Origin of the sequence: Meiothermus ruber DSM 1279 (assembly GCF_000024425.1) — a bacterium.
Classification (GTDB): Bacteria; Deinococcota; Deinococci; order Deinococcales; family Thermaceae; genus Meiothermus; species Meiothermus ruber.
In genome coordinates, this window is sequence record NC_013946.1 from 1,662,220 (window position 1) to 1,678,433 (window position 16,214).

Below are 16,214 nucleotides of genomic sequence, written 5' to 3' on the forward strand. Positions count from 1 at the left end.
GTTGGGCTACCTCAACTGCACAAAAACCCCATCGCCCTGGCCGCGCCCCTTTGCTAAACCCCGGTCATTTGTGAGGCTGCGGCCTGCCAGTTGTGGCTGCGGGCCAGGCTGGTGCCAATCAAAACCCCATCAAACAGCCCCTCCAGCTCCTGTAGTTGTGCTTTATCGTTGTAGCCTGACTCGGCCACCAGCAAGCCCCTAAACCCCGCTGCCCGGGCCATACGCCCCAGGCGCGGGGCCGTTCGGCGGTCGATGCTCAAATCAATCAGGTTGCGGTTATTCACCCCGATGATGCGGGCCCCAGCCGACAAGGCCAGCTCGAGCTCGGCTTCGTCGTGCACCTCCACCAAGGCCTCGAGCCCCGCCTGCTCGGCAAGTTGCAGGTAAGACGCCGTGAGCCGGCCCAGCACCGCCACAATCAGCAGCACCGCCGAGGCCCCCAGGGCCCTGGCCTCGGCCACCTGCACCGGATGCACTGTGAAGTCTTTGCGCAGCACCGGCACATCCACCGCAGCCCGCACCTCCCGCAGATCCTGGTCTGAACCGGCAAAGTAGTGCGGCTCGGTCAGTACGCTAATGGCTCGAGCGCCCCCGGCCACATAGGCACGGGCTACTTCGGCAGCCTCGAGGGCCACCGCTATCTCGCCTTGCGAGGGACTCTTGCGTTTGACTTCAGCAATTAGCGATAGACCTGGCAAACGCAAAGCCTGGCTCAACAGGGGCGGGCTGGGCAGCACCGGCTCTGCCGGGACTTGCAAACCTTCCACCTCGCGCAAGCGTCGGCGCGAGATCTCCCCCAGCACGCCCGGTACGCGGGATAGCTCTGGAATCATGTGTTTTATGCTACTGCTTTATGGCTTCGCGCGATATGACAAATTTCTAATACTTCAAACAAAGCCCCACGGGCGCGCCTGCCTGCACTGTATGAAGCCATTCTGGTCATTAGCTTAAATGCGGCCTTGGTCAATGCTTAATCAAGGTCAGTGCACCTGGTTCAATTATTTTGCTAGCATAACAACTATGAAGGGTATTGTTCTGGCCCTGGGAGGCGGCGGCGTGCGGGGCAGCGCACATATGGCCCTGCTGGATGTATTGAGAGAGGCCAATATTCCAATTGCAGGGCTGGCTGGCAGCTCCGCTGGCGCGCTGGCAGCAGCTTTATATGCTTTCGGCATTCACGTACACCACAACGAGCTCGGCGAGTGGCTCAAAGATCCCGAGCTCGAGCGCCTGCAAAAAAACGGCGCTATACACCAGGTAAGCCGTCTGGTCGATTTTGTGCGGCGGCCTTACCTGGCCGAAGGGGCCAAGATCCGCCAGGGCTACCGCGCGCTGTTCGGCGAGCGGCGTATCGAAGAAAGCCCCATACCGCTGGTCATCCAGGCCTGCGACCTGACCACCGGGGAGCCGGTTATGCTGCGGGCCGGTTCAGTGGCCGACGCTTTGGCCGCCAGCAGCGCCGTACCCAGCATTTTCCCTCCGGTGGCCTGGCATGGCCGGCTGCTGGTTGATGGCGATGTGGCCGAAAAGGTGCCAGTCACGGCCGCCAAAGCCCTGCAGGCCGGCCCAATTGTGGCCGTGGACGTGTCCAATCGGGTGATACCCAGTGAGCCCAGGAGCGCGCTGGAAGCAGCCCTGCAGGCTGGGGAGGCCTCGCGCCGCCGGCTGTTGAGCATCGCCCTGGCCCAGGCCGATCTGGTGATCGCCCTGGAGGCCGACCCCCCCATCGAAACCTTCGACTACACCAAAGCCCAGAGGGCCTACGAGCTGGGCCGCCAGAAGGCCGAGGCCGCCTTACCCAAAATCAAAGAGCTGCTGTTCAAACCCGTTCCAAGCCGCAAACCCTGGTGGTCACGTTTTGCCCAGCTCAAGCCACAGACGCCAAAAAGCGGCTCCATAGCCCACGCAACCCAGAATCAAAAACAGCGCCACCCCTAAGTTAAGCCCCATCCGCAGAGCAAAAATCGCCGCAAGACCGGCCACCCCAAGCCACAGCGCATTCAGAAAAACTTTGCGCACGGGCTCGAGGCGCTGCTTAGTAGATGGACGGAATTGCTGCACCCCAACAGCCACCCACAGCAGAGCAAAAAAACCATTAATGGCCCAGACCATCCAGGCGGGCAGCCCAGCCAATACCGGTAAGACCAGCCAGGCCAGGCTGAGATGAAAGAACTGAACCAGCAAGGTCAGCGCACTTAGCTGCAACAAACCACGTCGCCTCGAAGCTAGAGGCGCTTGGCAATTCAGCAATTCCACCCAAGACTTCATCAGCCCAGCGCTAGGAGGCTGCTCGGCGGGCCCACCACTGCCAGCCCAGGGCCAGGGCCATCACCCCAATTCCTACAATTTCTGTGCTGGGGTTGTTGGGCATCAGTGTGAGCGCTGCCACCAAGTACAGAAGCCGCTGGGGCCAGTTGGCCTTCCCCAATAGGTAGCCCAGGGTGGCTGCTGAGAAGGCTGTAAGCCCCAGCAGGGCGGTTGTAATGATGCGTCCACCCTCGAGCACACTCTCCACCCCAATCATCAGCAAACCCGGGTTGAAGAAGACCATATAGGCCAGGAGGGCGGTTCGCAGCTCGTAGACAAAGCCCTGCACACCGGTTCTAAAGGGGTCGCCTTTGGCGATGGCCGAGGCCGCATAGGCCGCCAGGGCCACGGGCGGGGTCGAGTCGGCCATGATGCCAAAATAAAAGGCAAACATGTGGGCCACAATTTTCAGGATGGGCACCTCTATGCCCGAAAAGGTCAGGGAGCCATAGTCAATACCGTTCTGCTCGGCAATTTTGGTAATCACCGGAACCACTAGGCTGGCCATCACCACGTAGTTGGCGGTGGTGGGAAGGCCCATGCCCAGCACCAGGCTGATGAGCTGGGCCAGGAACAGGGCCACCAGCAGGTTGCCCCCCGAAAGGGTTTGCAGCAGGTCGGTCAGGCCAAACCCGATGTTGGTGATGAGCACCACCGCGATGATGATGCCGGCCAGACCGGTGGCAATAGCAATGCCCACCATGTTGCGGGCCCCGTTGGCGAAGCCCTCGATGACAATCTGTGCAAATGAGCGCAAGCCACTAGCAATCCCCTGCCCGCTGCGCTGGGCGCGGTAGAGTTCCTGTAGCAGCGCCACCCCAATCATCAAGAAGATGGTGTTGAGCGCGGCCCGTTCGGGCGACATCTCGATGACCAGCAGGGCGTAGAGCAGGTAGGCCAGGGGAAACACGTAGTGCAGCCCTGCCCGGAAGGTCGGCCAGAACCGGGGTAGCTCGGATCTGGGCAGCCCCTTAAGGCCCAGCTTGACCGCCTCTAAGTCCACCAGAATGAACAGGGTGGTGTAAGCCAGCAGGGCCGGCACCACAGCCATCAGCACCAGCGACGAGTACGGTACGCCCAGGAAGTCGGCCATGATAAAAGCCGCCGCCCCCATCACGGGGGGCATGAGCTGCCCGTTGGAGCTGGCCGCCACCTCGACCGCCCCGGCTTTCTCGGCCGAGTAGCCCGCCCGCCGCATGGCCGGGATGGTAAAGGTGCCGCTGGTGACCACATTGGAGATGGAAGAGCCCGAGACCACCCCGGTGAGCGCGGAGGAGACAATCGAGGCCTTGGCCGGCCCGCCCCGCACCCCACCCAAAATGCTGAAAGCCAGGTCGGTAAACCATTTACCGGCCCCGGCCCGCTCGAGGATGGCCCCAAACAGCACAAACACAAACACGGTTCGGGCCGCCACCCCAATGGGCGTCCCCCAGATGCTATCCGAGGCGTTCATAAAGAGCTGGCTCACCAACGAGCGCCACTGCACCCCTGCGTGGAGCTGGCCCAAGGCGCCGGGCAACTGCCCCTGGAAGAGCCCCTGGGGCCCGGTGAGAGCAAACAGCATAAACACAACGGTGATGATGGGCATGGCCGGCCCCAGCGAGCGCCAGCCTGCCAGCAGCAGCATCAGGATGGTGACACTGCCCACCACCAGGTCGGTCTGGTTGGCCAGCCCACCCCGGATCTCAATCATCTCCTTGTACTGCCACATCACGTAGCCTGCCGAAAGGGTTGCGGTAATGCCCAGCACCCAATCGAACAGGGGTATCCGGTCGCGGCGGCTACGGCGGTTGAAGGGGTAGACCAAAAACACCAGGGCGAAGGCAAAGGCCAGGTGGGCCGCCCGGAAGAAGAGCTGATCCAGTGAGCCAACCCAAGTCGCCCAGACCTGGAATACGCTCCAGCCCACCGCCAGCCCTAGAATGACCCAGCGGCTCCAGTCGGTTGGTTTTCGCCCCCCCAGCTCGGTCTCCTCAACCAGGCGGGTGGCTTCAACCTCCGGATTATTGTTATGCATCCATAACCTCCATAGTCACGTCCCCTACGCTGTTGGACTCGAGCAGGGCGCACCTCCCTGGCTCATAAGCTGGCATAGTTTTACACCCAAAAGCCCACAACGTCCATTTTGACCCGCAAAAAGTAAGGCCGACTCGATGGTCGGCCCGGACGGATTCAAGAATTTAGCGGATGATGCGCTTTTCACGGTAGTAGCGCTCGGCGCCGGGGTGCAGGGGAATCGGCAGGTTACGAGCGGCCAGGTTCACGTTGAAAAAGCGCTGCAGGTTGGGATGAATGGACTTGAACTCGGGGCTATCGAAGGTGGCCTTGAGCATGTTGTACACCACGTCGGCGCTCAGGCTCTCGGCAGCAATCCACATCGATAGCACCGCCACCGAAGGGGTGGTCACATCCACGCCGCGGTAGGTTTCACCCGGAATGTTGAAGGCGCGGTAGAAGGGGTACTTTTTAGCCAGTTCCTGCACACGGCTGGCCTCAACCTCCACAAGCTGGATGCGCAAGGTCTGGGCGGCCTGGCTGATCACCGAAGCGCCCAAGCCCCCCGTGAAGAAGAAGGCATCGGCGCGGCCGTCCTGCATCAGGGCCAGTGCGTTGTTGGGGTTCACCCGGATGGCTTCGCGCAGGTCGTTCAGGCCGAGCCCGTAGGCCTCGAGCACCTGCCGGGCGTTCTGCTCCGTGCCAGAGCCCACATCGCCGATCACCACCCGCTTGCCCTTGAGGTCGGCAATGGTGTTGATGCCAGCCCCAGCGCGGGCCACCACATGCACCACCTCGGGGTAAAGGATGCCCACCGCACGGATGTTCTTCACCGGCTTACCCTCGAAAGCAGGGATGCCAGTACCGTTGTAGGCATAGTAGGCGATATCGTTCTGAGCCAGGCCCATCTGGAGTTCACCCGAGGCGATGGCGTTGATGTTGAACACCGAGCCGCCGGTAGAGCGAGCGTTGGCCCGCACCCCAATGTTGGCATCGTTGACCAGTTTGGCGATGCCGGTAGCCACGGGAAAGTAAACCCCGGTGGTGCCACCAGAGCCGATGGTAACGAAGGTTTGCGCGAGAGCGGAGCCCAACAGCGCAAGTGAGGCGAATAGCAGAAACTTCTTTTTCATTTCAGTTCCCTCCTTGTGCTAACCGGGTTGATTATTCCCTAGTGTCAGGGCTGCGTCAACCTCTGTCCTTAGCTTCAGGCCATTGGGTAGAGTGAAGTGTGGTTAGGTTACATATTGAGAAGCTGGTTGCAGGCGGCCTGGGACTGGCCCGCACCCCCTCGGGAACCGCCCTGGTGCAGGGTGGTTTACCAGGTGAGACAGTAGAAGCAGAGCTTTGGCAGCGCAAAAACCACCTCGAGGGTCGGGTAATCCGTGTTCTGGAAGCACATCCAGCACGGTACCTCGAGGCATTGCCCCCTTCAGCCGACCTACCGCTGGAATACCCCTACCAGCTGCCCATAAAGCAGCTTTTGGTACAGGAGTCGCTCGAGCGCATTGGCAAGCTCCAATTCGAGCTGGCCCCAGTTCAGCCCTCCCCCAGCTATACCGCCCAGCCCGGCCTTTACTACCGCACCGCCGCCCAGTACGCCCTGCACCCCCTGGGGGGGCTGGCCTACCGGCGGCCCCGCTCCAACGAGCTGGTGCCCATACCCCACGACCCCCTCATCGCCGAACCCCTCCAACCCGCCTTCGAGCTGTTGAGCGGTTGGCCGCTCGCCAACCTCGAGGAGGTGGTCTTACGGGGCTCGATCTACGAGCAAAAGGTGCAGATCGGGTTTATTGGTGGACACGCGCGGCATTTCCAAAAAACCGCACAGGCCCTGGTGCAGGAAGGCATCGCCGGCGTGGTCTGGGGCGCCTCGAGCCCCAAGGGCCGTTTCCGCGGGCCGCTCCAGCACCTGGCTGGAACCCCGCACCTCCTCGAGGACTTTGGCGGGGTGCTTTCCAGCGTAAACGTGCAAAGTTTCGCCCAGGTCAACCCCAGGGCAGCCGGGCTGTTGTTTCAAGAAGCCGCCCAGGTGGTCGAACCGGGCCGCAAGGCTGTCGAGCTCTATGCGGGCAGCGGCGTCCTAAGCCTGCACCTGGCCCATCGCTTTACCGAGGTGGTGGCCATTGAGATTAACCCAAGCGCAGTTAAGCGGGGGGAGGCCGACCGCGACCGGCTGGGGGTGCAGAACCTGGTGTTTGTTCGGGATGACGCCAGGGTGCTGGGCCGGCACCTCCCCGCCGACCTGGTCATGGTTGATCCCCCTCGAGCCGGCCTGGCGCCCGAGGTGCTGGCCGGCCTGCTGGAGAAGAAGCCCCGGCAGATCCTCTACATCGCCTGCGACCCGGCCACCTGGGCCCGCGATATCGGAAGGCTTGTGCAGGGCGGTTATCGCCTGCGTTTTGCCCGTCCCTACGACTTCTACCCCTTTACCCACCATGTGGAGGTGCTGAGCCTGCTATCGCTCTGAGGGTGCTGTACGCCCCCACCGAGGCACCCCTTGCGCTTTGCGTCTGCTTCTCCGAGAATCGTCGTTGTGTTGGTCAAGCGCATCATCCCGTGCCTCGACGTCCACAATGGACGGGTGGTTAAAGGCATTAACTTTGTGAACCTGCGGGATGCCGGGGATCCAGTCGAGGCGGCCAAAGCCTACAACCTGGCCGGGGCCGACGAGCTGGTTTTCCTGGATATTACCGCCACCCACGAGGAGCGCGGCCTGATGCTCGAGATAGCCACCCAGGTGGCCGAGCAGGTGTTTATTCCCTTCACGGTGGGCGGGGGGGTGCGCAGCCTCGAGGATGCCCGGGCCCTGCTGCTGGCCGGCGCCGACAAGGTTTCGGTCAACTCGGCGGCCGTTCGACGGCCCGAGCTGATCCGGGAGCTGGCCGAGCACTTTGGCAACCAGGCCGTGGTGCTGGCCATTGATGCACGCAGAAGCGGCAGCTCCTGGGAGGTATACGTGGCTGGGGGCCGCACCCCCACCGGACTGGACGCGCTGGCCTGGGCCGAGCGGGGCGCCAGCCTGGGTGCGGGGGAGATTCTGCTGACCAGCATGGACGCCGACGGCACCAAGGCCGGTTTCGATGTGGCCCTGTGTCAGGCCGTGTCGCAGGTGGTGGATGTCCCGGTTATCGCCTCCGGCGGTGCGGGCAGCCCGAAGCACTTTGCCGAGGTGCTGCAAGACGGCATTGCCGACGCAGCCCTGGCCGCCAGCGTGTTTCATTTTGGCGAGATTCCCATCCCAGAGCTCAAAGCGTACCTGGCCCAACAGGGTATTCCGGTGCGGCTCGAGGCCCCCCGTGGGTTGCAATCCCCCACCTGACTACCGAGAATGAGCCAAGGGAAGCCTATGAATCTCAGCGAAGTTCGATTCGATGCCAACGGCCTGGTTCCGGTCATCGTGCAAGATGCGCAGACCGGTCAGGTGCTCACGCTGGCCTATGCCAACCTCGAGGCCCTCGAGCGAACCCTACAAACCCGGCAAAGCACCTTCTGGAGCCGCAGCCGGGGTGCGCTCTGGGTCAAGGGCCAGACCTCCGGGCATACCCAGCGGGTGGTGGAGGTTGTGCTCGACTGCGACCAGGACGCGGTGGTGTACAAAGTTATCCCGGAGGGCCCGGCCTGCCATACCGGGGCCGAGAGCTGTTTCCATCATCCCCTGACCCCCACCGCCGACCCACCCCTGGGTGAGGTTTTGGAGCGGGTGTACCGAACCATTCAGCAACGCATCCACACCCTGCCCGAGGGCTCGTACGTCGCCAAGCTGCACCAAGCGGGCCTCGACCGCCTGCTCAAAAAAATCGGCGAGGAGGCCGGTGAGGTGATCATCGCCGCTAAGAACCACCACCCCGAGGAGCTGGTCTGGGAAGCCTCGGATCTGCTGTTCCATCTGCTGTTCGTGCTCGCCGAGCAAGGCGTCACCCCCGCGGACCTCGCCCGCACGCTCTGGGGCCGGCACCAACCGAAGGACCAGGGCCAGGCATAGGGATTTCCTCTGGAAGGGCTACCAAGGCCTGTGCTTTAGCAAAGCTTGGTAAGCTTGGGGTATGGAAATGGAATTCGATACCGATATGGACATTGAGCGGCTCCTGGTGCTCGAGGTCGCCCGGGTAACCGAACAGGCCGCACTGGCCGCCAGCCGGCTGGCCGGAATGGGCAAAAAAGACGCCGTAGACGCGGCCGGTACCGAGGCCATGCGCACTGTGCTCTCCGAACTCCCCATCCATGGCCGGGTCGTGATCGGCGAAGGCGAGATGGATGAAGCCCCCATGCTTTACATCGGCGAGCGCCTCGGACGGGGTGGGCCGGAGGTGGACATTGCGGTGGACCCGGTAGAGGGCACCACCATCACCGCCAAAGGTCTGCCCAACGCCATCACGGTCATTGCCATCAGCGAAAAAGGCGGCCTGGTGGGGGCCCCCGACATGTACATGCAAAAGCTGGTGGTGGGCCCACCAGCAGCCGGCAAGGTGAGCCTGGATTTTCCGGTAGAGGCCAACCTGCGCATCGTCGCCGACTCCCTCCAGCGCAAGGTAGAAGACCTGGTGGTGGTCATCTTGGATCGGCCCCGGCACGAACAGCTTATCCGCGAGGTGCGGGAAGCCGGGGCCAGGGTCAAGCTGATTACCGATGGCGACGTGGTAGCAGCGGTCTCGGTGGCCGTTCGTGGAACCGGTGTTCACGTCATGATGGGCAGTGGGGGTGCCCCGGAAGGGGTGCTGGCGGCTGCTGCTTTGAAGTGCATGGGCGGGGAGATTCAAGGGCGCTTCCTGCCCAGCAACCCCGCCGAGCTCGAGCGGCTCCATGCCATGGGGGTGGACGAAAAGAAAATCTATCGCACCAATGACCTGGCCCCAGGCCGGCAAATTGTCTTCTCGGCAACCGGCATTACCCACGGAGAGCTGCTCGAGGGGGTGCGCTACTTTGGCGGCGGCGCCCGCACCCACTCGATTGTGATGGGCTATCAGACCAAGGTGGTGCGGTTTATCGACTCCATTCACCTCTTTGAGAGCGGCGCACGGGTCAATATCCGCGTATAGCACCTGCTATCACAGCAAAAACCAGGGGCAGTGCCCCTGGTTATAGCGGTTTGGCCCCGCTTGAATCCTTTGCCCCTGGGTGTAATCAAAAGCGCATTCCAGCAGTTTCGTTCGGGCTTTCGAAAGTAAACGATACGGCCGAAATGCGCGTTATTACAGCAAACCCAGCCGGATCAGAAGCCGATGTTTACACCCACAGCACCCCCCAGGCCAAAAGCGCTCGAGCTGCCAAAAAACAGCATGGGGTGCACCTCAACAAAAATGCCCACCAGCGGTAGACCCACGTTCAAATAGGTTCCGATCACCCCTCGAGCCCCCAGACCCCCGCTGCCAGCGCCTTGCGAAATCAGCGAGACGGTTGTCCCGGAGGCATAAAACAAGCCGGCCCCCGCGTACAGATCGGTCAGGGGTACCGAGACCAGTACGTCGGCGCCGCCACCGAGGGAGGCCGGCCCACCGGTAAAGAAGTTGGCACCGCCATACACCCGCCCATCCACCAGCAAGGGCACCAGGGAAAAGCGAACGCCAGCATTGACCCCAAAGGGACTGCCAGCAGTCACCTGCACACTCTGGGCCAGAGCCGAACCGAGCAGCAAAACCAACAGGATCAGCCATTTGCGCATACAAGCCTCCGCGCCAAGTATAAAGGGGTGCTAGCCTAGATGGCTACTGGCTTTTGCAGCAGCTCTGCAATCTGCACAGCATTCAAAGCCGCTCCCTTGAGCAGTTGGTCTCCCGCCACAAAGAAATCCAGCCCGTTATCAAAGGCCAGGCTTTTGCGGATACGCCCCACCTCCACGTTGAACTTGCCGGTCGCGCTCAGGGGCATGGGATAGCGTTTGGCAGCGGGATCGTCCACCAAATCCACCCCTGGCGCTGCGCTTAGCACCGCTCGAGCCGCCTCCGGACTTACGGGTTTTTCAAACTCCACCGTAACCGCCTCGGAGTGCACCCGCAGGGTAGGAACCCGTACTGCCGTGCAGGAAACCCGGATCTGCGAGTCCTCCATGATTTTTTGGGTCTCCCACAGCACCTTCATCTCCTCTTTGGTGTAGCCGTTTTCCTGGAAAGCGTCTATCTGTGGAATTACATTGAAGGGCAGGGGGTGGGCAAAGGTTTTGTGTTCAACCGCACGCCCGGCCAGGAACTCTTTGGTGCCCTGCAGCAGCTCCTCCATCCCGCTTGCGCCTGCCCCCGAAGCGCTCTGGTAGGTGCTCACAATCACCCTTCGGGCCTTAAAGGCTTTGTGCAGGGGATGAAGGGCCATCAGCAGGATGGCTGTGGTGCAGTTGGGGTTCGCAATGATGTTCTTATGACCCCGGATGGCGTGCGGGTTAATCTCCGGCACAATCAGGGGTACGTCCGGCTCATAGCGAAAGGCCGAGGAGTTGTCGATCACCACCGATTGGGTGGCCCATATGGGGGCATACTGCTTGGAGATGCTGCTACCTGCACTCGCCAGCACCACGTCCACCGGCAGTGGGGCCTCCGGCAGGGCCTCTACAGCGACTTCCTCTCCCCGAAAAACCATGCTTCGACCAGCAGAACGCGCCGAGGCGTACAGCCGCAGCTCCGAAACCGGAAAGTCTCGCCGCTCGAGCACGCTCAGCAACTCTTTACCAACCGCCCCGGTCGCCCCTACAATCGCGATTTTCATAGCCTTCACCTCTCTTCAACAAAAAACCTGCCAGAACTGGCAGGTAGCGGCAACTCGAGCGAGCCGCCGCTTAGCTAGTGGTGGTGGTATACCAAACCATCTGCGAACAACAATATAAGCAACTCAAGCAAAAGTCAAACCCAACCAGCCCGCTCCACAACCACAGAAAGGCCTGATTCCTCAGTTGCAGCGATAATCACCAATCCGCGCCTCGGGCACCTGTAGCCATGCCACCTGGGCCGTTGGGGTCTCCGGGGAAGCCAGGCAGCCGGTCACGCGGTTGACCGCAATGGTAAGGTAGGCCCGACCGGAGGCCAGCGCTGGGCCGGGGCGGGCGATGTAGGTGGGCTGGGGTGGGACATCCAGCACAGCAGACTGGGCGCCAGCCACCTGGGTGCGCTGCACCTGGCGCGCAGGAAACAAAGCCGCAACACCACTGGAACTGATATTCCCGGTTAGCAGGTCGAAGGTGGCCGTAGCCAGCCCAGAGGGTTGTGGAAAATCGCCGGCGGGGCGGCCGCGCAGGGCCTGTTCCACAAAGTCGCGCCAGATGGGCGGGTTCACCACCGAGCTGCTGGGCTCCACGCCGCCCATGCGCTGGGGTTTGTGATCATCCCGCCCGACCCAGAGCGTAGCCACCAGACCGCGGGTGGCCCCAGCAAACCATAGGTCGATGGCCTCGTCGCTGGTTCCAGTTTTGCCGCCCACAATACGCCCAGGGATGCGCGCCGCCGAGGCCAGGCTCGAGCTGAACCCAGGCGGCACGTCGTAGACGTAGCCTTTGAGCATATCCCAGATCTGATAGGCCACCTGGGGCGACCAGAGCAGAACTTTTTTGGTCTCAGGCTGGTAGATTATGCGGCCGTTGCTGTCCTCAACCCGAAGCACCAGCCGGGGCTCCACCCAGTAGCCCCCATTGACAAAGCTGGCGTAAGCAGCGGCCAGGCCCATGGGCGTGATCTCGGCGCCACCCCCAATCGCGTTGGCCAGCACGGCCATATTGCCGGTCAGGCGGAAGCCAGCGGTGCGCAGCTTATCGCCCAGGCGCTGCACCCCGATGGCCTCGGCGGTGCGAATGGCCGGCAGGTTCAGCGAGCGATCCAGGGCGTAGCGGATGCTGACCGGGCGGTCTAGGTAGCGGCCATCGAAATTTTTAGGCCGCCACACCCCCTGGGGCGTGCGGTACTCGATGGGTGAGTCGCGCACGGTGGTGGCCTGGGTCCAGCCAGCTTCCAGGGCGACCCCGTAAGTAAAGGGTTTGATGGCCGAGCCGGGACTACGCCAGGCCTGGGTGGCCCGGTTGAACTCACCCTCGGTGCCTGGCCGGGCCCCCACCATAGCCAGCACCTCGCCCGAGTTGGGCTCGAGGCCCACCAGCGCGAGCTGGGCCTGATCGGGTAGGCGGCGGCCCGTCACCGCCTTTTCAGCAGCGGTCTGCATCCGGAGATCCAGGGTTGTGATTATGCGCAGGCCACCCTGTTCACGCAGCTTGTCTGCACCTATTTTTTCTTTTAGATAGCGCTGTACCTCATATACAAAGTATGGAGCCAGGCGCACATTGCGTTCGGGCACAATTCGCACGCTGGGGTCAACCAGCTTGGCATTCTTGAGGTTGCCGTTGTCGTCGTATTCCACTTCCCAGCCCTTGGGCACCAGCTTATAACGCCACGCCGCATCGGCCTCAGACTGGCTAATCCACCCCTCCGAGACCATGTTGTTCAGCAATACCCGCATGCGCCGTCGGGTCGAGCTGAAGTCCAGGTAGCGGGTGTTCGGCGCAGGAATCAGCACGGCCAGGTAAGCCCCTTCGGCCAGGTTAAGCTCGGACGGCTCCTTACCAAAATAGGCCTGGGCCGCGGCCCAGATGCCCTGTGCGTTGCCGCCCCAGGGCACCACGTTCAGGTACATCTCTAAAATTTCCTCTTTGGAGTAGCGCCGCTCAACCTGAATAGCCAGCGGAAATTCCTTCAGTTTGCGCTCGAGGCCGCTGATACCCCGCCGCTCGAGGGCCAGATCCCTTAGCAGGGTGTTCTTGACCACCTGGGTGGTGATGGTGGAGCCCCCCTGTAGATCACCGCGCAAGGTGTAGTAAACCCCGCCCAGCAACCGGATGAAGTCGATGCCGTAGTGCCTGAAAAAGCGCTGATCCTCCGAAACCACCACCGCCACGGCCGCTGCGGGGGATACCTCGGAAAGCCGCACCAACTGCCGGGCAATAGCCCGCCCATCCTCCACCGAGGCCAGATCGGCAATGGGAATACCATCGCGGGTGTAGAAGGTAGAGGTGGCCGTGAAGCGCAAATCTTCAAGGGTCTCGAGGCTAGGCAGGTCGCGCAGGAGCAGCCAGGTTACGTACCCTGCGGCTCCCAGTGCGCCCAGAAACCCTGCAAGTAGCACCAGCCGCAAAACCTGAAGCAATCTTCGCACGTGCCCCAGTTTAGCAGCATTGCATTAGAGGGTTTGTAATGCTTATTTTGAGCCCAAAGACCTAAGGACTGGGCTGCGGCCTTGCCAGGTTGCGGAGAATATTGGAAAAGGCCTTGCGGTCTACCGGCTTGGAAAGCACGTGATCAACCCTGGCAAACTCGGCGGTTAGCTTGGTTCGCTCGTCGCCATCGGTAAGGAACAGCACCACCGGTACTTCTCGCAAGCGACGGCTCATTTTGAGGCGGGAAGCAATTGAAAAGGGGTCTATTTCTATTGCATCGTCTAGCACGATGGCACGGGGGGTATGGGCTTTCAGGTAATCCAGGCCTTCCTTAGCACTCTCGAAAAATTGCGCCTCAATACCTTGCTCCTCGATAGCCAGTTCGAGCAAAGCCCGCAAGGTCTGGCTCGAGGTTACTATCAACACCTTATTGCTTGGCACTGCTTCCGACATACTAGCTAGATGCTAGCAAACCCAGGGCGAAGGACAGGCCCAAATATCACAGTCATGCAGCCAGCGCGCGCTCCGGGGCGGTGCCCCGCCTGGGCTCACAAACCGCAAAATCGCCTTAAAGCCAACCACCCGAGGGGTATTCACCCCCGGGTGGGTGCGTCCTGCTGCTGGCTGGGGCACGTGGACTCGAACCACGACCGACGGTTCCAAAGACCGTTGTCCTGCCATTAGACGATGCCCCAGCGGAAGGCGCCATTGGGTTGCCAGAAACCCCGCAGGACAGCAATCGGTATTTTAGGGGTCTTCGCACCGTGTGTCAAACCCACCGGCCAGCCTAGGCTGCATAGCCTAGCATCCGCTGCAAGAGACGGGGGTTTTGCGTATGCGCTTGCAGATCAACCGCCAGAAGTTTCAAGTATTCGGCAAAGACAGGCTCGAGCTGTGGCATCCAGGCGCGCAACACAGCCTCGGAAAGACCCAGGTGCTCGGCCCATAGCTCAACCAGCTCGGTCGCCTTGATGGGCAGGTGGGCCTGCCAGCGGTAATGCAAGGTGGGCACCAGGTGCGCCACCACAAAATGCCGGTCAATCAGCCAGTCCAGTTGAGTACCTTGCTTTTGGACAAATAGGGCCAGGGCAGTAAGGGCGCTTTGTTCTAAGGTTTTGACGTTGAGAGGACGTTTCATGCTTGTTCTCCCTGATCGGCCAGGCTCGAGCCGATGTCTTTATGGTAGTAGGTAGACTCACAACTGAGAATGGCATATCGAAATAAATAAATGGATTTTTCAAACGAAAACAAAGTAAAATTTGCCTATGGCTATTGAATCTAAACCTCTGGACGAGGTCTCGTGGAAGATCCTGGAGCTGCTTCAGCAAAACGCCCGCCTGCCCTACAGCGAACTGGGCCGGCAGGTGGGGTTGTCGGCGCCCGCCGTGGCCGAACGGGTACGCCGGATGGAGGAGGCCGGGATTATCCGGGGCTACCGGGCCGATGTGGATCCCAGCCAGCTGGGGTATACCCTCGAGGTTTTCATCCGGGCCGAGGTCACACATAGCCACCACGAGGCCGCCATCCGCTATATATCCCAGCTACCCAATGTGCTCGAGTTCTGGAACCTGACGGGGCGCGATGGCTACTTGATTCGGGCGGTATTCCGCTCTGTGCAGGAGCTCGAGCAGGTGCTAAACCAGAAGCTGGGCATCTACGGCACAACCACCACAGCCCTGGTGCTTTCCAAACCAGTGGCCTTTCGTGTTCTTAGCCAAGCACAAGCGATCCAGTAGCGTTGTAATTCACAGGTCGTACCAGGGGGGCCGGCCTCGGAACAGCTCGATGGGCGCCCCCAAGACCTCTTCCCTTCCAGCCTCTACCAGCGAGATAACCTGCGGCGGGCAGCTCTCCAGGCAAGCCCCACACCCCGTACAGGCCGATACATTCAACTTGAGCACGTACTCCTCGCCGCCAGGTGCGCGTTCACGCTCGACGGCCTTGGTGGGGCAGACATTGCTACAAACCGGGCATAAGGTACACCCTTCAGCCACCGCGATGCGGGGCCAGCGGACGGCCTGGGCCCGATAAGCGGCCAGCCTGCGCAAGCGAAGCTCAGCGGGCAGCTCACCCCTTTTATCCTCATAGGGTTCCAAAGGCGGTAGGGGCAGGTTGGGTACCAGTTCCGCAGCCGAGCGCTTAGCCCCTCCTAGCAGGGCCCCAAAAAACTCCCGGCGGCCTACCTCGGCCCCGCGCAGGGGCTGGTTTTGTATATGCACCTCGAGCCCAGGAAAATACCGCTTGGCCTCCTGCACCGCCCATTGCACACGCTCTGGAATGGTGGGGCCCCCAATCCGACAGCTTTCGCAGTCGCCCCGGGCCAGAACGAGTGCACCGAAACGAGAGGCGGCCTCAGCCAGAGCGCCAGGGGTTAGCTGGCCCAGGCAGTGGATCTCGTCGCCTGCCCCCGGCGCTTTAGAACAGCGGATCTGGCCGCGCCCGCGGTGCAGTTTCTCCTGTATAGGCCCCAGCGGAAACTCGAGGGCCAGACCGGGACAGACGGCCGTGCATAACCCGCAGCTTGTGCACTTTACCTCGTCGATCTCAGCGGTAAAGCTCTCCAGATTAATAGCCCCGTGCGGGCAAACTTGCTGGCATTTATCGCATCCCCCGACGCTGTTGCGCTCGAGCAGGCAGCGCGGCCCGGTGTATTCGGGGGTGGGGTCGGTGAGTTTTAGAAAGGCCCCAACAAGGTTGTCAAGCAGTCCCACAGCAACAGCCTACCGGATTGGTTGAGGTAAAGAGGGGAAAAACCAACAGTTTAGGCTAAAAGGCTGTGGGCGCATCT

16 protein-coding genes and 1 tRNA gene are annotated in these 16,214 nt (G+C 61.6%); 6 read left to right on the forward strand and 11 right to left on the reverse strand.

The window, feature by feature from the left end; genetic code table 11:
• Positions 1-53: 53 nt before the first annotated feature.
• Positions 54-833 carry an indole-3-glycerol phosphate synthase TrpC gene (trpC, locus tag MRUB_RS08275; RefSeq protein ID WP_013013895.1) on the reverse strand — a complete coding sequence of 260 codons (780 nt, stop codon included), beginning with the start codon at positions 831-833 and terminating at the stop codon, positions 54-56.
• A gap of 187 nt (positions 834-1,020) precedes the next feature.
• On the opposite strand from trpC, the gene MRUB_RS08280 reads away from it, so the two are divergent.
• On the forward strand, positions 1,021-1,938 hold the full coding sequence (locus tag MRUB_RS08280; RefSeq protein WP_013013896.1) for a patatin-like phospholipase family protein: 918 nt from the start codon (positions 1,021-1,023) through the stop codon (positions 1,936-1,938).
• Here MRUB_RS08280 and MRUB_RS15795 read toward each other — a convergent pair.
• From MRUB_RS15795 to MRUB_RS08290, 3 genes are all read right to left on the reverse strand, one after another.
• Entirely contained in the window at positions 1,852-2,208 is a 357-nt protein-coding gene (locus MRUB_RS15795; protein WP_036200174.1) for a hypothetical protein, read from the reverse strand. The genes MRUB_RS08280 and MRUB_RS15795 overlap by 87 nt on opposite strands.
• Before the next feature lie 70 nt (positions 2,209-2,278).
• Entirely contained in the window at positions 2,279-4,324 is a 2,046-nt protein-coding gene (locus MRUB_RS08285) for a TRAP transporter permease (RefSeq protein ID WP_013013897.1), read from the reverse strand.
• 163 nt (positions 4,325-4,487) lie between these two features.
• Positions 4,488-5,435 carry a TAXI family TRAP transporter solute-binding subunit gene (locus MRUB_RS08290; protein ID WP_013013898.1) on the reverse strand — a complete coding sequence of 316 codons (948 nt, stop codon included), beginning with the start codon at positions 5,433-5,435 and terminating at the stop codon, positions 4,488-4,490.
• A 98-nt stretch (positions 5,436-5,533) separates the two neighbouring features.
• Between MRUB_RS08290 and MRUB_RS08295 the strand changes: the two genes are divergently transcribed.
• From MRUB_RS08295 to glpX, 4 genes are all read left to right on the forward strand, one after another.
• A complete protein-coding gene (locus MRUB_RS08295; RefSeq protein WP_013013899.1) occupies positions 5,534-6,772 on the forward strand; it encodes a class I SAM-dependent RNA methyltransferase in 1,239 nt (412 codons plus the stop codon).
• A gap of 66 nt (positions 6,773-6,838) precedes the next feature.
• Positions 6,839-7,624 carry an imidazole glycerol phosphate synthase subunit HisF gene (gene hisF / locus MRUB_RS08300; protein WP_013013900.1) on the forward strand — a complete coding sequence of 262 codons (786 nt, stop codon included), beginning with the start codon at positions 6,839-6,841 and terminating at the stop codon, positions 7,622-7,624.
• A 27-nt stretch (positions 7,625-7,651) separates the two neighbouring features.
• Positions 7,652-8,287 carry a bifunctional phosphoribosyl-AMP cyclohydrolase/phosphoribosyl-ATP diphosphatase HisIE gene (gene hisIE, locus MRUB_RS08305; RefSeq protein ID WP_013013901.1) on the forward strand — a complete coding sequence of 212 codons (636 nt, stop codon included), beginning with the start codon at positions 7,652-7,654 and terminating at the stop codon, positions 8,285-8,287.
• Between the two features lie 85 nt (positions 8,288-8,372).
• On the forward strand, positions 8,373-9,341 hold the full coding sequence (gene glpX / locus MRUB_RS08310; protein ID WP_015586897.1) for a class II fructose-bisphosphatase: 969 nt from the start codon (positions 8,373-8,375) through the stop codon (positions 9,339-9,341).
• 173 nt (positions 9,342-9,514) lie between these two features.
• Here the strand turns inward: glpX and MRUB_RS08315 are convergent, their stop codons facing one another.
• The 6 genes from MRUB_RS08315 to MRUB_RS08340 form a co-directional block, all read right to left on the reverse strand.
• Complete coding sequence (locus tag MRUB_RS08315; protein WP_013013903.1) at positions 9,515-9,964, reverse strand: hypothetical protein; 450 nt, start codon at positions 9,962-9,964, stop codon at positions 9,515-9,517.
• A gap of 35 nt (positions 9,965-9,999) precedes the next feature.
• Positions 10,000-10,998 carry an aspartate-semialdehyde dehydrogenase gene (locus MRUB_RS08320; RefSeq protein ID WP_013013904.1) on the reverse strand — a complete coding sequence of 333 codons (999 nt, stop codon included), beginning with the start codon at positions 10,996-10,998 and terminating at the stop codon, positions 10,000-10,002.
• Positions 10,999-11,178: 180 nt separating this feature from the next.
• Positions 11,179-13,425 carry a transglycosylase domain-containing protein gene (locus MRUB_RS08325; protein ID WP_013013905.1) on the reverse strand — a complete coding sequence of 749 codons (2,247 nt, stop codon included), beginning with the start codon at positions 13,423-13,425 and terminating at the stop codon, positions 11,179-11,181.
• A 61-nt stretch (positions 13,426-13,486) separates the two neighbouring features.
• Positions 13,487-13,879, reverse strand: coding sequence for a response regulator (locus MRUB_RS08330; RefSeq protein WP_013013906.1), 393 nt, complete (start codon positions 13,877-13,879; stop codon positions 13,487-13,489).
• Positions 13,880-14,047: 168 nt separating this feature from the next.
• Positions 14,048-14,121 (reverse strand) — tRNA-Gln (locus MRUB_RS08335).
• 92 nt (positions 14,122-14,213) lie between these two features.
• Entirely contained in the window at positions 14,214-14,564 is a 351-nt protein-coding gene (locus tag MRUB_RS08340) for a hypothetical protein (protein ID WP_013013907.1), read from the reverse strand.
• 127 nt (positions 14,565-14,691) lie between these two features.
• Here MRUB_RS08340 and MRUB_RS08345 point away from each other — a divergent pair, with 127 nt between their 5' ends.
• Positions 14,692-15,162, forward strand: a complete 471-nt coding sequence (locus tag MRUB_RS08345) for an Lrp/AsnC family transcriptional regulator (RefSeq protein WP_013013908.1) — start codon at positions 14,692-14,694, stop codon at positions 15,160-15,162.
• Positions 15,163-15,171: 9 nt separating this feature from the next.
• On the opposite strand, the gene MRUB_RS08350 is transcribed toward MRUB_RS08345, so the two are convergent.
• Positions 15,172-16,137, reverse strand: coding sequence for a 4Fe-4S dicluster domain-containing protein (locus MRUB_RS08350; protein ID WP_013013909.1), 966 nt, complete (start codon positions 16,135-16,137; stop codon positions 15,172-15,174).
• Positions 16,138-16,214: the final 77 nt, after the last annotated feature.